The sequence below is a fragment of the Haemophilus parainfluenzae genome (assembly GCF_003252755.1).
GTDB classification, from domain to species: domain Bacteria; phylum Pseudomonadota; class Gammaproteobacteria; order Enterobacterales; family Pasteurellaceae; genus Haemophilus_D; species Haemophilus_D parainfluenzae_N.
On record NZ_QEPT01000009.1, the window covers coordinates 40,923 to 55,627 of the forward strand.

The 14,705-nt window shown below is 38.3% G+C and carries 14 protein-coding genes; 5 read left to right on the forward strand and 9 right to left on the reverse strand.

The window, feature by feature from the left end; translation table 11 throughout:
* Nucleotide 1: 1 nt before the first annotated feature.
* Nucleotides 2-667 (reverse strand): MOSC domain-containing protein, encoded by a 666-nt coding sequence (locus DPV95_RS09485; RefSeq protein WP_111304932.1) that lies wholly within the window; start codon nucleotides 665-667, stop codon nucleotides 2-4.
* Between the two features lie 122 nt (nucleotides 668-789).
* Here DPV95_RS09485 and DPV95_RS09490 point away from each other — a divergent pair, with 122 nt between their 5' ends.
* Both DPV95_RS09490 and udp read left to right on the forward strand, forming a co-directional pair.
* Entirely contained in the window at nucleotides 790-2,289 is a 1,500-nt protein-coding gene (locus DPV95_RS09490; RefSeq protein ID WP_070713268.1) for a helicase HerA-like C-terminal domain-containing protein, read from the forward strand.
* A 47-nt stretch (nucleotides 2,290-2,336) separates the two neighbouring features.
* Nucleotides 2,337-3,095, forward strand: a complete 759-nt coding sequence (udp, locus tag DPV95_RS09495) for a uridine phosphorylase (RefSeq protein ID WP_049369700.1) — start codon at nucleotides 2,337-2,339, stop codon at nucleotides 3,093-3,095.
* 46 nt (nucleotides 3,096-3,141) lie between these two features.
* Here udp and DPV95_RS09500 read toward each other — a convergent pair whose 3' ends face one another.
* The 6 genes from DPV95_RS09500 to DPV95_RS09530 form a co-directional block, all read right to left on the reverse strand.
* Entirely contained in the window at nucleotides 3,142-3,957 is an 816-nt protein-coding gene (locus tag DPV95_RS09500; RefSeq protein WP_070713266.1) for a shikimate 5-dehydrogenase, read from the reverse strand.
* 82 nt (nucleotides 3,958-4,039) lie between these two features.
* Nucleotides 4,040-4,624 (reverse strand): hypothetical protein, encoded by a 585-nt coding sequence (locus DPV95_RS09505; protein ID WP_070713261.1) that lies wholly within the window; start codon nucleotides 4,622-4,624, stop codon nucleotides 4,040-4,042.
* An 896-nt stretch (nucleotides 4,625-5,520) separates the two neighbouring features.
* Entirely contained in the window at nucleotides 5,521-6,318 is a 798-nt protein-coding gene (gene cysE / locus DPV95_RS09515) for a serine O-acetyltransferase (RefSeq protein ID WP_005695011.1), read from the reverse strand.
* Between the two features lie 9 nt (nucleotides 6,319-6,327).
* Nucleotides 6,328-7,335, reverse strand: coding sequence for an NAD(P)H-dependent glycerol-3-phosphate dehydrogenase (gpsA, locus tag DPV95_RS09520; RefSeq protein ID WP_005695012.1), 1,008 nt, complete (start codon nucleotides 7,333-7,335; stop codon nucleotides 6,328-6,330).
* Between the two features lie 53 nt (nucleotides 7,336-7,388).
* Nucleotides 7,389-7,898 (reverse strand): protein-export chaperone SecB, encoded by a 510-nt coding sequence (gene secB, locus DPV95_RS09525; RefSeq protein WP_005695013.1) that lies wholly within the window; start codon nucleotides 7,896-7,898, stop codon nucleotides 7,389-7,391.
* Between the two features lie 9 nt (nucleotides 7,899-7,907).
* A complete protein-coding gene (locus DPV95_RS09530; protein ID WP_005695015.1) occupies nucleotides 7,908-8,354 on the reverse strand; it encodes a rhodanese-like domain-containing protein in 447 nt (148 codons plus the stop codon).
* A 249-nt stretch (nucleotides 8,355-8,603) separates the two neighbouring features.
* Between DPV95_RS09530 and ansB the strand changes: the two genes are divergently transcribed.
* From ansB to DPV95_RS09545, 3 genes are all read left to right on the forward strand, one after another.
* A complete protein-coding gene (gene ansB, locus DPV95_RS09535) occupies nucleotides 8,604-9,653 on the forward strand; it encodes an L-asparaginase 2 (RefSeq protein ID WP_049364285.1) in 1,050 nt (349 codons plus the stop codon).
* A gap of 155 nt (nucleotides 9,654-9,808) precedes the next feature.
* Entirely contained in the window at nucleotides 9,809-11,110 is a 1,302-nt protein-coding gene (locus DPV95_RS09540; protein ID WP_005695017.1) for an anaerobic C4-dicarboxylate transporter, read from the forward strand.
* Nucleotides 11,111-11,234: 124 nt separating this feature from the next.
* On the forward strand, nucleotides 11,235-11,870 hold the full coding sequence (locus DPV95_RS09545) for a hypothetical protein (RefSeq protein WP_049368196.1): 636 nt from the start codon (nucleotides 11,235-11,237) through the stop codon (nucleotides 11,868-11,870).
* A gap of 47 nt (nucleotides 11,871-11,917) precedes the next feature.
* Here the strand turns inward: DPV95_RS09545 and DPV95_RS09550 are convergent, their stop codons facing one another.
* Nucleotides 11,918-13,441, reverse strand: a complete 1,524-nt coding sequence (locus DPV95_RS09550; protein WP_049368197.1) for a YfcC family protein — start codon at nucleotides 13,439-13,441, stop codon at nucleotides 11,918-11,920.
* 171 nt (nucleotides 13,442-13,612) lie between these two features.
* The gene (locus DPV95_RS09555; RefSeq protein ID WP_111406998.1) at nucleotides 13,613-14,491 is read right to left on the reverse strand and encodes a VirK/YbjX family protein; all 879 of its coding nucleotides are present in this window, start codon (nucleotides 14,489-14,491) and stop codon (nucleotides 13,613-13,615) included.
* Nucleotides 14,492-14,705 lie beyond the last annotated feature (214 nt).

Here is a 14,705-nt window from a genome sequence, read left to right on the forward strand (position 1 = left end):
TTTAGGCTGCCTTTTGTAAATTACGTAATTGTGAATGAATAGAACGTTTAAATGCTGGCGCTAATTCCTCAATGGCTAAGGCTTCTTCTAATTCTGCCACACTTGAAGGGGCAGAAAGTAGCGTGTTTAAACGACGAATAGTCCATTCTGGATAAGGACGGTGTTGCAAGATGAGTTCATCGCCTTGATGAATTTCACCTTCTTCGATCACGCGAACATACCAACCTGTCCAGCCAGACTGACGAATTACCTCTCTTGTATTCTCATTCTTGGTATTATGAGATAAACGCTCGCAAGGTTTGCGTGGTTGAGACACTTCTAAAAGCGTAGTGCCAATTTTGTAAAGATCGCCTATGCAGACATTATCCTCATGCAAGCCGGATACCACAAAGTTTTCACCATAAATCGCGCTACCGTGAAAATCAAACTTTTCACCAAGTAGCTCGTTTAAAGCGGGGAAAGATACATCAGACATAAAAAATAAGGCTTTATCAACACCACCGTGATGGGCTTTTAAGCCTACATCGTTACCTTCTGCACCCATCGTGTGAATGTTTACCATCGGTACCGGTTTTTTACGGATAGCACTTTCATATGAGCTGCCATCCGAGAAAGTTAATATTTCTACTAACCCTGTTTTAATAATAAGAATTTTTGCGTTTGACATCTATTTTTCCTGCTTTTAATTAGTTTTGAGAAATTATACCGTAAAATCACTTAAATTTTGACCGCACTTCGTTTTTTCCTTATTATTCGTTTAAATAAAACCAACAAAACAAAGGAATCTTTATGCAATATTCTCTCGCGCGTACCGAACAAGGTCAAACCCTTGGTATTACCGCAAAAATGGCAAACCGTCATGGCCTGATCGCTGGGGCGACAGGGACGGGTAAAACTGTCACACTACGCAAAATGGCAGAAGCATTCAGTGATGATGGCGTGCCAGTCTTTTTAGTGGATGTAAAAGGCGATTTGTCCGGTTTAGTTAAAGCGGGGACATTCAGTGGCAAAGTGGCGGAACGCATTGAGCAATTTGATTTAGGTGGCGAGAGTTATTTAAATGGCTATCCTGTGTCATTTTGGGATGTATTCGGTGAAACCGGTATTCCACTTCGTACCACGATTTCTGAAATGGGACCATTATTACTTTCCCGTTTATTAAATTTAAACACAACTCAAGAAGGCTTATTAAACCTCGTATTCCGTGTGGCAGATGACAAAGGCTTGCTACTCATCGACTTAAAAGATTTACGTGCAATGCTTAAATTTGTAGCAGAGAACGCCAAATCGTTCCAAGTAGAATATGGCAACGTATCAGCTGCGAGTGTGGGCGCGATTCAACGTGCTTTACTGACACTTGAAAATGAAGGGGCGACCAATCTTTTTGGTGAGCCAGCATTGAACCTTGAAGATTGGTTACAAACTCGTGATGGTCGTGGCGTGATCAATGTTTTAAATTCTGAAAAATTAATCAATTCCCCAAGAATGTATAGCGCATTCTTGCTTTGGTTGATGTCTGAATTATTTGAACAATTACCGGAAGTCGGCGATCCGGATAAACCAAAATTTGTGATGTTCTTCGATGAAGCACACTTACTCTTTGATGGCGCACCGAGTGTGTTGGTGGACAAAGTGGAACAAGTGGTTCGTTTGATTCGTTCTAAAGGTGTAGGGATTTATTTTGTGACCCAAAACCCATTAGACTTACCGGATACCGTGTTAGGCCAATTAGGTAACCGTGTTCAGCATGCGTTACGTGCTTTTACACCACGCGATCAAAAAGCAGTGAAATCTGCGGCAGAAACGTTCCGTTCAAATCCAGCAGTTAATGTGGTGGAAACTATTTCAACTTTAGGTGTGGGCCAAGCATTGATTTCATTCTTAGATGAAAAAGGTATGCCAACGCCAGTTGAAGTGGCTTACGTGTACCCACCGAAAAGCCAACTAGCCCCGATTACTGAAGAAGAGCGAGCCGCGTGGGTGAAAGACGATGAGCTTTATGCCTTCTATAAAGATTATGTGGATAATGAGTCGGCTTTCGAAGTATTAAATGCTCAAGCGGATTTAGCAGCAGTGCAACAAAAACAAGCTGAACAAGCGCAGCAAGAGGAAGAGAGCGGTTTATTTGGTCGCTTAAGCCGAATGATTTTTGGAACACAAAAACGCGGGGATAAACTTTCTCCGACAGAACAAATTGTGAATAGCGTGGCAAAATCAGTGGGTCGAAATATTCGTAATGAAGTGACTAAACAAATTATGCGTGGTATCTTAGGCGCATTGAAAAAATAACGAAAATTTGACCGCACTTTGCGGCAAGAAGAAAAAAGGAGACTGTTATGTCTGATGTATTTCACTTAAACCTGACTAAAGCACAACTGAAAGGTGCAACACTCGCTATCGTACCAGGGGATCCTGCACGTAGCGAACGTATTGCTAAAAAACTTGATAACCCTGAGTTTCTTGCAAGTACACGTGAGTTCACTTCTTGGTTAGGCTATTTAAATGGTCAACCGGTGGTGGTGTGTTCAACCGGTATTGGTGGCCCTTCTACGTCTATCTGTGTGGAAGAGCTGGCTCAGCTTGGCGTGCGTACATTCTTGCGTATTGGTACAACAGGTGCAATTCAACCACATATCAATGTAGGTGATGTTCTTGTTACAACGGGCGCAGTCCGCCTTGATGGTGCAAGCCGTCACTTTGCGCCAATTGAATATCCAGCAGTGGCAAATTTTGAATGTACCACGGCACTTTACAATGCAGCTAAAGAAAAAGGCATAGAGCCATTTGTAGGAATTACAGCTTCTTCAGATACGTTCTATCCAGGTCAAGAACGTTACGATACCTACAGCGGCAAAGTGTATCGTGATTACCAAGGCTTGTTAAAACAATGGCAAGATCTCAATGTGATGAACTATGAGATGGAATCAGCCACATTATTTACGATGTGTAATGCCCTTGGCTTACGAGCAGGTATGGTAGCTGGTGTGATTGTAAACCGTACACAACAAGAAATTCCAAATGAAGCCACCATGAAAGATACGGAAGATAAAGCAGTATCTGTGGTGGTGGAAGCAGCAAGAAAATTGTTAGCGTAAAACTCAGATAAAAAGAACCGCACTTTTTAGAAGTGCGGTTTATTTTTTAACTATTTTTTCGAGCAAAAGCGGCGGCTTCGGCGATTAATTGGTCATCAGGTCGAATGCCTGTGTAGAGCTCAAATTGTTCAACAGCTTGTAGCACAATCACTTCTGCACCAGAAATCGTTTGTTTCCCTTGCTGTTGAGCAAATTGGATAAATGGTGTTTCAGCAGGAATCGCCACCACATCAAAAGCGGTTTGAGCTTGTTGAATAAGATTTTCAGGAAAGGCGAGATTAAATTCTTCTTTTCCACCTTTCATCCCAATTGGCGTAACGTTGACTAAAATGTCTGCCGATTGATTGCCTAAAGATGGGATATATTCATAGTCATAAAGTGCGGCTAAATTTTTACCTGTTTTTTCATTTCGAGCAAAAATCTTAAGATGCTCAAATCCACTGTTTTTAAAGGCTGCGACGACGGCTTTTGTCATACCACCACTGCCTTGTACAATCACTCTACTCTTTTTATCTAATTGATATTCTTCGATAAGTTTAACAATGGCAATATAGTCGGTGTTGTAAGCACGAAGAAAACCTTGATCATTCACAATGGTATTCACAGACTGAATGGCTTGTGCAGAAGGGGAGATTTCATCTAAAAATGGCATGCAGCTTTCTTTAAAAGGCATTGAAACGGCACAACCTCGAATACCAAGTGCACGAATGCCTTTGACGGCGCTTTCAATATCCGTGGTAGTAAAGGCTTTATAGATAAAATTAAGCCCGAGTTTTTGATATAGATAGTTATGGAATGTTGTGCCAAAATTGCCCGGTCTGCCAGAAAGAGACATGCAAAGTTGGGTGTCTTTGTTAATCATATTTTGGTCTTAAATATTCAAATTTATATCATCATCAATAAAATATTGATTCATTTCAAAAGCTGGTTTTGCCGCTTTGTCTTTAATTAGATTGGTAATGATATCTTAAAAAAGTTATAGGGTGTAATACTACACTAAATAGAAAAGTAAGAGCGAAAAGCGTTCCGATGCAAAATACACAATTTAAGAACAATAAACATACAACATTATCGGTAATAAATAATGTATTAGTTTCTACAGCTTGAAGATCCCAGCTATCGATGTATGTCAAAAATATAAATGTTGCTACAAGAAGCAGTAATGATATGATGAAGACTAGTTTTCTCTGTATGGTTTTTATTATACTTTTCTCTATTGTAATACCAGAATCAATCATTTCACGTTCAGATAAATAAGTAAACTTTGAAGTCAATACAGTATAAATAGCAAACAAAGGGGCTATTATCATTGATAAATTTGAAATTACTTCAGATTGAAAGGAGTATATATGAGAGTATACTCCATTCCCTTTTATTAAATACGTATCAATGAATACTTCAAAATCAGTTATTGGAATATTATTAAAAAAAATGACTACGAGAACAAACAATACTGATATAAAAACACTACCATATACTAAAAAATCCTCATTTATCAAAAATTTTGGATATTTTTTATCTCCGTTCATATAGATCCCATCTTATTAAGTTTTTCAAGATAATCTGCTATACTTAAATTACCGTTATTAACACGCATAGCAAAACTAGACATATTATTTCCCTCAATAAATTGCTAAAAGCGGTTAAACTTAGTTTGATGCTACATTTTTATATGTTAATTGTCTAAGAATTCATCATTTAAAGTCAAAATGAAATTTTTTAAAATTTATTACAATAATTTTAAGTATTTGTAAGTATATTAACCTTTTAAATATTCAAATTTATATAATCATCGATAAGATATTGGTTTATTTCAATTTGGTCGGTATATATGATACTTTAATGAAGATACTGGGTGACGTATTACGCTAAACAGCACAAAAAGTGTAAAGAATGTCCCTGTATAAATTATATAAGTTAAGGATAGCAACCATATTACATTATCCCTAACAAATAATGTATTAGTTTTAGATTCTTCAAGATCCCAATTATATATGTATGTTAAAAACATACACATCGTTACAAGAAGCAGTGCTGATATAATAAAGCAAAATTTCATTAATATAGTTTTTTTTACACTTTTCTCTATTACCCTTCCACTATTAATAATTTCATTTTCCGACGAGTAAGTGAGCTTCAAAGTTAATGCTAGATAAATAGCAAACAGTGGAGCAATAATCATCGACAAATTTGAGATTATTTCAGATTGAAAGGAGTATATATGAGAATATACTCCTCTCCCCTTGACTAAATATTTATCGATAAATATTTCAAAGTTAGTTATTGGAACATCGTTAAAAAAAATAATTACAGATATGAATAATAGCAAAACAAATATGAAGCTATACGTAAAAAAAAACTCATTCATCGAAAGTTGTGGATACTTTTTTTCCTCAGTCATATGTTTTCCTTTTTGCAAATATTTTTAAATATTCAAATTTATATCATCATCGATAAAATATTGATTCATTTCAAAGGCTGGCTTCGCCGCTTTGTCTTTGCCGACAATACGAGCAGGCACACCTGCAGCGGTGGCATATTCAGGCACAGGTTGAAGTACAACAGAGTTGGCACCAATTTTGGCATATTTGCCCACTTCGATATTACCGAGAATTTTTGCCCCTGCTCCAATCATCACACCTTCTCGTACTTTTGGATGGCGATCGCCGGATTCTTTACCTGTACCACCGAGGGTAACACCTTGTAAGATAGACACATCATTTTCAATTACCGAAGTTTCGCCGACAACAATACCGGTAGCGTGGTCAAACATAATGCCGTGCCCAATTTTGGCCGCAGGATGAATATCCACATCGAAAGCCACTGAAATTTGATTTTGTAAATAAAGTGCGAGTGCTTTTCGATTTTGGTTCCACAAATAATGGGTAATTCGATAGCTCTGAATAGCGTGAAAACCTTTTAGATAAAGCAATGGTGTGGACCACAATTCCACAGCAGGATCGCGGTGGCGCACAGCTTTAATATCACAAGCAGCACAGTCAATGATATTGGGCTCGGCCTGATAGGCTTCTTCAATAATTTCACGTAGCGAAATTGCCGGCATGATCGGGTTAGCCAGTTTATTTGCAAGTAAATAACTCAAGGCACTGCCAAGATTTTGATGTTTTAAAATGGTGGAATGGAAAAAGCTTGCGAGCATTGGTTCGCATTCTGCTAATTCTTTTGCCTCTTGGCGAATGTGTTGCCATACTTCTAACGTCATTTTTTCTCCTTATTCGCCTTTTCGTTCACGACCTAATAAGCTCAGTGCGACTTCTTGTGCACTTTTACCACAAAAGAGCATTTGGTAAATTTGTTCTGTAATCGGCATTTCCACGTCTTGTCGTTGCGCCAATAAATAGGTTTCTTTGGTGTTATAAAACCCTTCCACCACCTGACCAATTTCATCCATGGCTTGTTGGCTATCAGTCCCTTTGCCAAGCATTAAACCAAATCGACGGTTACGGGATTGGTTATCGGTACAAGTGAGCACTAAATCACCTAAACCAGACATGCCCATAAAGGTTTGTGTATTCGCTCCCATGGCTACACCTAAGCGAGTAATTTCCGCAATTCCACGGGTAATCAATGCCGTTCTGGCATTGGCACCAAATCCCATACCATCTGAAATACCTGCGCCAATCGCAATTACGTTTTTAATGGCGCCACCTAATTGAACGCCAATCATATCTTGGTTTACATACACCCGAAAATGCTGACTGCAATGAATTCGCGCTTGAAATTCTAAGGCAAACTTTTCATTACGAGAGGCAAGGGTAATCGCTGTTGGTAAACCTTGAGCCAATTCTTTCGCAAAAGTGGGACCTGAAAGCACTGCGGTTGGAATTGCTTTACCTAAGGTTTCTTCCACTACTTCTTGTAGTAATCGGCCAGTGTTACGTTCTAATCCTTTAGTTGCCCAAATTAAACGATGATCAGGTTTTAAGTGCGGTCGAATTTTTAAGAGAATTTCGCCGAAAGCATGGCTTGGCACCACAATTAAAATGTCTTTCGATTGCTCAAGCGCCGTTTTCAAATCCAATTCTAAATGCAAACTTTCTGGAAATTCAATATCAGGTAGAAAACGGCGATTTTGACGTTCCTGTTGCATTTGATTAATGTGCTCGGGATTGTGCCCCCAAAGATAGGTTGGAGAGCCATTGCGAGAAAATGAGATAGCGAGTGCTGTTCCATAAGAACCGCAACCAAGAATGGTAATTGGAGATTGGGATGGGTTCATTTCAATCACCTTTAAAATAAAAGGGCAGACGGTATCGCCTGCCCTTATCACAATTAATGTTGGGTTTCCTGATTTTCTTCCGCTTCGGCTGCTGCTTGCTGCTTGTTCATGTAATCAATGAACAACGCATCGAAGTTTACTGGAGAAAGGTTTAATGCCGGGAATGTACCGCGATTTACTAAGTTAGAAATCAATTCACGTGCATAAGGGAAAAGCATATTTGGGCATTGAGATGTTAAGCAGTGTGCCATTTGAACATCTTCTAAACCGCTGATTGTAAATACGCCAGCTTGTTTTACTTCACAAATAAACGCCACATCACCAGAGTCTTCCATGGTGGTTTCTACGTTGATGTTTAACGTGACTTCGTATAAATCTTCACCCACTTGAACGGCTTCAGTGCTTAAATCAAAGCCGAGTTTTGGTTTCCATTCTTGGTGGAAAATATGAGGAAGATTTGGTGCTTCAAAAGAAACATCTTTTACATAAATACGTTGAATTTGAAGTACTGCTTCTTGTTGCTCTTCAGCTGCTACTTCAGGTTGTTGATTTTGTTCAGACATAGAGGATCCTTACTTATGTTTTTTTACTAATGGTAAATTTGCACCCGCCCAAGCCGCTAAACCGTCTTTTAACACATAAACTTTTTCAAAGCCTTGTTTGGTTAAAAGTTCTGCGGATGTAGCAGAAGAAACACCGTTAACATCCACAATGATAAGCGGTTTTTCTTTGTGATGTTCAATTTTGCCTACATTTTGATTTTTAATTTCAGTTGGAAGCAAGTTGACGCTACCAATGATATGGCCGCGTTGGAATTCATCAATAGGGCGTAAATCAATCACCACGGCTTCTTCATCGTTCATTAAGCGAACCGCTTCAGGGTTGGTGATGACGCGATATTTTTGTGTCGCACTTTTAAAAAAGGTGAAAAGTGTCATAAAAAGGACAGCAAACCATGCGATCGTTAAAAAAGTGTGTTTTTGAGCAAATTCAATTGCTTGAGGAATAAATTCTTGCATGTTGTTCTCAACTTAATTTTGATAATGAATAAGAGTTTATCTTCAGATGAAATAAGGCTTTAAGTATAACCGCACTTTAGTTATCTTTCAAAAAAATTATCAAGGAAACGCAACGTTGGCGAAAGCTTATACAATCGGATCAATAAAAATGTGATCGGGATCATAAATATCTTATCTTTGTGTTTATTCTACGCCTAATTAAGTAGAGAATAGCCAAACTTAGATTATAAAACGTGAAAGGAGACGCGCATGAAATTAAAAAAATTAACGGCACTTATGATGCTCGGATTTGGTTTTTCGATCGCACAAGCTGCGGAATTACCTAATATTACAATTTTAGCAACAGGTGGCACGATTGCCGGAAGTGGCGAAACTGCCGTTTCTTCTGCTTATAAAGCAGGGCAACTCAATGTTGATGCACTAATTGATGCGGTGCCCGAAATTAAGCAGCTTGCAAATATAAAAGGTGAGCAAATTGTAAAAATTGGTTCACAAGATATGAGCGATGATGTGTGGTTAAAATTAGCAAAAGCCATTAATGCACAATGTAAAGACACCGATGGTTTTGTGATTACTCATGGTACCGATACCATGGAAGAAACTGCTTATTTCTTAGATCTTACTGCGAAATGTGAAAAACCAATTGTATTAGTGGGTGCGATGCGTCCTGCAACAGAAAAAAGTGCGGATGGTCCGTTAAACCTTTATAACGCCGTTGTCGTGGCAACGGATAAAAAATCATCAGGTCGTGGCGTATTAGTGGCGATGAATGGTGAAGTATTAGGTGCACGTGATGTGACCAAAATGAGTACCACTGCAGTACAAACATTCCATTCACCAAACTATGGTACCTTGGGTTATATCCATAACAGTAAAGTAGATTACGAACGTTCGCCTGAAAGTAAACATACCGTAAATACACCATTTAACGTAGATAAATTAGACAGCTTGCCGAAAGTGGGCATTGTTTATGCTTATTCTAATGCACCAATTGAGCCGTTAAATTCATTATTAGATGCGGGCTATCAAGGTATTGTTTCAGCGGGTGTAGGTAATGGTAACGTGAATGCCGCACACTTAGAACGTTTAGAAAAAGCGGCGAAAGATGGCGTTGTGGTAGTACGTTCATCTCGTGTGCCGACAGGTTACACAACGCGTGATGCTGAAGTGGATGATTCTAAATATGGCTTTGTGGCTTCAGGTACATTGAATCCGCAAAAAGCACGAGTGTTATTGCAATTAGCCTTAACACAAACAAAAGATCCAAAAGTGATTCAACAATACTTTGAGGATTTCTAGGAAAGTCATTGAAAGTGCGGTCAGAATTTGAATCAAATTTTAACCGCACTTTCGGATAAAATAGACTAATCCAAGTAATAAATATAGATAATGCACTAGTTTGTTGTTAATATATGTTCCGGAATTATTTTTAAAATTAATATGGAGAAAATATTATGATTTGGGCTCAACTTTTAGTCGTCCTACTCTTTATTTACCTAGGGGCTAGATTAGGCGGTATTGGTATCGGTTTCATGGGTGGTATGGGTGTTGTTGCACTTTCACTACTTGGCTTAAAACCGGGCGCCATTCCGTTTGATGTAATTTCAGTTATCATGTCTGTAATCATGGCGATTGCAGCAATGCAAGTTGCGGGTGGTATGGATTTCTTAGTAAAAATGGCTGAAAAAATCCTACGTAAAAATCCGAAATACATCACTTTCCTTGCGCCAACGGTGACTTATTTTATGACTGTACTTGCGGGTACTGGTCACACCGCGTTCTCAACACTTCCAGTGATTGCTGAAGTGGCAAAAGAACAAGGCATTCGTCCTTCACGTCCACTTTCTATTGCGGTTATCGCTTCACAAATTGCGATTACAGCCTCTCCAATTTCTGCTGCGGTGGTATTCCTTTCAGCTGAATTAGAGAAAAACTTTGGTTTAAGTTACTTACAATTATTAGGTATTTGGATCCCAACTACTTACGCAGCATGTATGATTACTGCGGTGATTTGTAACTTCCTTGGTAAAGATTTGAAAAATGATGAAATTTACCAAGATCGTCTCGCGAAAGGTTTAATTACTATGCGTGGTGAAATGCAAATTGAGATCAAACCTTATGCAAAACGCTCTGTCGCAATTTTCCTTATCGCGATTTTAGTGGTCATGCTTTATGCTACTGCAATAAGTAAAACAGTTGGTTTAATTCAAAACCCAATTCTTTCTCGTGATAACGCCATTATCTCTTTCATGCTTGCGACTGCAGCCATTATCACTATGGCATGTAAAGTGGATACTGCAAAAATTACTAATGCAGCAACTTTTAAATCCGGTATGTCAGCGGTAATTTGTGTGCTTGGTGTAGCATGGTTAGGTAATACTTTTGTTGAAGGTCATATCGATCAAATCAAAGCGGTATCAGCTGAGTTCTTACAACAATACCCTTGGAGTTTAGCGGTCATCTTGTTCTTCGCAAGTACCTTACTTTACTCACAAGCTGCAACTGCAAAAGCATTATATCCAACTGCAATTTTATTAGGTGTTTCACCGGAAGCCGCGATTGCAGCATTTGCCGCAGTATCAGCATTATTCATTCTTCCTACTTACCCAACCTTAATTGCGGCAGTAGAAATGGATGACACCGGTTCAACTCGTATCGGTAAATACGTATTTAATCACCCATTCTTAGTGCCAGGTGTGATTGCAATTGCTTTATCAGTTCTATTCGGTTTCTTAATGGCGGGTGCAGTTCTATAATCTCCTATTAAGCTAACATAAATGAAAACCATCTTGTCTTCGGATAAGATGGTTTTTTAATGGGGAACTTCTTCTTATTGTGATACTCTAAAAGGCAACCTCTTTTTATATATAAGGAAAACCAATGAAGTTATTTAAAATCCTTTTTGCTGCATTAATTGCTTATGCACCAACAGCATGGTCTGCGGTGGATTATAATATTAAATACAGTTCGAATTATTTAATGCCCGCGTATGTGCATTTTAAAGCTGATGGTTCACAGTATTCAGTCAATGCGAAAATTAATGTTCCGTTGTACAACATTGTGTTTACTTCTCGTGGTTCACAAAACGCGAGTCAATTTAAAATGGTGAATTATCAAGATGTGCGTAATGGTAAGACTTATGCCATTTCTAAAATTTCGCCAACAACAATTGAATACGGTAAAGTGAAAAATGGGTTAGAAACTGAGCCGTTAAAATTACCAACTTTTGATTTATTCACCATGGCATTTCAATTGAGTTATTACGATAAATTGCCAACCAGTTTCCAAATTACAAATGGTAAAAAACTTTACCCAATGGAAAATGTGAATGTGAAGAAAGTAGAAAAACAGATCCAATATAACAAGCAAACTGTCACGGAAATTACCTATTCATTTAAAACCGGTAACAAAGACATTATGGTGAAGAAATTCTCAGGTGAGCAATTTCCACGTTATATCAAATACAGCCGAGATGGTGATGATTACGAGTTAGAATTTGATGATTTTGTAAAGTAGAATCGGATGAGAACAAGAAGCCACGCAAGATTGCGTGGCTTTTTATTTTAGTGTGCATACATAAATACTTGAGTGAGGAGAAGTATCGATGAGATAACAAATTGACAGCCTACGATTGGCATGACAAATTTCAACCATTTATTAAATGGAATACCAAGCATTTGTAACGTAACAAGGACTAATCCTGTTGGTGCAAGGAACAACATAATATATTGCCCCCAGTTGTAGGCTGATACGACGATGTCTCTTGGAATGCCAACAGTATCAGCTAGCGGAGCCATAATTGGCATAGCGAGCACGGCAAGACCTGAAGATGAAGGTACAACCAATCCTAAGAAAATGAAGACAATGAGTTGGCCGATAATAAAGATTCCGCCATTCATTCCAGCAACAAGGTGTGTCATACAATCGAGGATGGTGTCAGAAATCATTCCCTGTTCTAGAATGATATTAACTGCTCGAGCTAACCCGATAATCAATGCAACGCCGACTAATTCAGAAGCACCATGAGTAAAGCCATTTACGACATCTTTTTCAGGCAATCCGCTGATAAACATAATAATTATGGTGATGGCCAGGAAGGAAGTCGCCATCTGAGGGAACCACCAACCGCCAAACATCACCCCCCATACCATGAGAGGGAAGGCGCCACTAAATAGAATCAGAATTAGTTTTCTTCTAAAGGTAAATTCAACGGTTGCATTGGGATCGATATCTTTCATATAGAGATCATAGAAGGCTTGGCGATCGTCATAGGTATAAGAAAATTCAGGATTAGCACGCAGTTTTTTACAATACCAATACATGTAAGCAATCACACACGCACCACCAAGAATCAGACCCAGTGTACGAAATCCCATTCCTTCCGTGAATGGAATCCCTGCCGCATTTGAAGCGATGACAACGGAAAATGGATTAATTGTAGAGAAGGCTGTGCCCATTGAGGCAGCAAGGAATATGGCACCAACACAGACAATAGAATCATAGCCTAAGGCTAAAAAGACAGGAACAAGAATTGGGTAGAAGGCTACCGCTTCTTCCTCAATACCACAAGCCGTACCGCCTAACAGCATTAACACACAGACAGCAAAGACAACGGAGAATTCATTTCCTTTCGTTTTTTTGGTTAGAGACATTAATCCGGCATTGAATGCTCCTGTTTTGTTTATTACACCAATCATTCCACCGAGTATGAAGATAAAAATCATAATATCCGCGACTTCAATGGTGCCATCCACCATGGCGTGAATCATATCGGTAATGCCTTTTTCGTGTTGTTCAATGCGTTGATAGGTATTGGGGATAGCAATCGGCTTTTTGATAATGCCGTTGATGAAATTAGAAAGTTGAATTTTGATATTGAGTTGATTAAGGGTTTGTTCTGTTGCTGGATAGCTTTGATCGGGAATTCCGTGAGTTTTGACAATAAAATGATTTTCGGTGGTGTCGTAGGAAAGTTTAGAGTAGGACCCTGAAGGAATAAGCCAAGTAAGACCAATAGCAATAAGAAGAATAATAAAGAGAATGCTAAATGCGGAAGGGAATTTCATCTTTTTCTTTGATGCTTCCATTATGGAGAACTCCTTGTGTTCGGATTAGTCAATAAGCCGAGCGCGTATTTTACACAAAACGAGTAAAAAAGCAAAGGGTGATTTTTGGATGAATGTAATAATAGAAGGGTTGGCAATCGTTTACCTAAACCAGGTTTGATTGTGGTTAAACCTGGCTTAAGTCTATTTTATTTAGGAAAATTGAGTAATTTTTTCACTCAAATCATCCAACATTTCATAACGTTTTCGGTACATAGAACGTTTTTTGCTAGCGATTTCTTCCAGCGGTTTGCGGGTACTTTCAAGCGGTAATTGCCAATATTGACCTTTTAATTGACCTTGGTTTTCCTGCCAAAATTCATCGTAGTTGAATAGGATTTTACTGCGCGCAGATAAACGGTATTTACCTTGTGAAGTGTGAGGGATACCGATTAATTCACATTGCCATTTTTCAGCTAACAAGCGGAAAACATTCATCAACATAAACATTGGACGAACACCGTGTAATTCTTTTGTGGCTTGTTTCACAGCTTCTTGCGCCTCTTCATAAGAAGGACCTTGAATGGAGGCAATGAGTAATTTATTTGGTTTTAAGAAGGTGAAAGAAGCATCATAAATGCTACGCCCATCATTGTCTTTTAAGTTAATGGAAAAATAACCTTCAAAAGGGTCAATCTGGTTGATGTTGAAATAAATACCAAGTTGATCCGTTAATTGTGCTAATAAAAGGGATTTTTCTTGGAGTAGTTTTTTACAAAATTCTACGCCCATTTTTTCTTCAAGCATTAGCAGATTATTGGTAATGGCATTGAGTCGATCGGTTGCAGAAAAACGTTTGTCACAATAGGTGGCAAGCAATGCATTAAAACGATATGGATTTTGTTGAAAAAGCGGAATCCAGGTTTGATTATCATTTAAGAAATCAACCAAAGCATCACATTGTTTTTTAAATAAAAATTTACGTCCGTAATAACGGGCTTTATCCCTTAATTGTTTTTTTAATGGATGATTACAAGAATCGGGCAGTAATTCTTGAAAGGTCGCGAAAGTAATAGTTTGTTTTGCTGTCATAATGGATAAAGTGCGGTTATTTTTTCAAACGTTTTTTATTGGGTAAAATCATGCTGATTTTTGACCGCACTTATTGTACCTGTATTCCATGGTTTTTCCAATTAAGCATCAATAAAGGTGGTTCTTTACTTGCCTATTTCTCGATTTGTCCTTAATATGCCAAATCCTACCTTGAATTTATGCAACTCATCCCCATATTCAATAAAATTATAGA

What these genes read in the sequence shown, in the direction of transcription:
- DPV95_RS09485 (WP_111304932.1), bottom strand. Translation starts at nt 667, where the DNA reads ATGTCAAACGCAAAAATTCTTATTATTAAAACAGGGTTAGTAGAAATA.
- DPV95_RS09490 (WP_070713268.1), top strand. Translation starts at nt 790, where the DNA reads ATGCAATATTCTCTCGCGCGTACCGAACAAGGTCAAACCCTTGGTATT.
- udp (WP_049369700.1), top strand. Translation starts at nt 2,337, where the DNA reads ATGTCTGATGTATTTCACTTAAACCTGACTAAAGCACAACTGAAAGGT.
- DPV95_RS09500 (WP_070713266.1), bottom strand. Translation starts at nt 3,957, where the DNA reads ATGATTAACAAAGACACCCAACTTTGCATGTCTCTTTCTGGCAGACCG.
- DPV95_RS09505 (WP_070713261.1), bottom strand. Translation starts at nt 4,624, where the DNA reads ATGAACGGAGATAAAAAATATCCAAAATTTTTGATAAATGAGGATTTT.
- cysE (WP_005695011.1), bottom strand. Translation starts at nt 6,318, where the DNA reads ATGACGTTAGAAGTATGGCAACACATTCGCCAAGAGGCAAAAGAATTA.
- gpsA (WP_005695012.1), bottom strand. Translation starts at nt 7,335, where the DNA reads ATGAACCCATCCCAATCTCCAATTACCATTCTTGGTTGCGGTTCTTAT.
- secB (WP_005695013.1), bottom strand. Translation starts at nt 7,898, where the DNA reads ATGTCTGAACAAAATCAACAACCTGAAGTAGCAGCTGAAGAGCAACAA.
- DPV95_RS09530 (WP_005695015.1), bottom strand. Translation starts at nt 8,354, where the DNA reads ATGCAAGAATTTATTCCTCAAGCAATTGAATTTGCTCAAAAACACACT.
- ansB (WP_049364285.1), top strand. Translation starts at nt 8,604, where the DNA reads ATGAAATTAAAAAAATTAACGGCACTTATGATGCTCGGATTTGGTTTT.
- DPV95_RS09540 (WP_005695017.1), top strand. Translation starts at nt 9,809, where the DNA reads ATGATTTGGGCTCAACTTTTAGTCGTCCTACTCTTTATTTACCTAGGG.
- DPV95_RS09545 (WP_049368196.1), top strand. Translation starts at nt 11,235, where the DNA reads ATGAAGTTATTTAAAATCCTTTTTGCTGCATTAATTGCTTATGCACCA.
- DPV95_RS09550 (WP_049368197.1), bottom strand. Translation starts at nt 13,441, where the DNA reads ATGGAAGCATCAAAGAAAAAGATGAAATTCCCTTCCGCATTTAGCATT.
- DPV95_RS09555 (WP_111406998.1), bottom strand. Translation starts at nt 14,491, where the DNA reads ATGACAGCAAAACAAACTATTACTTTCGCGACCTTTCAAGAATTACTG.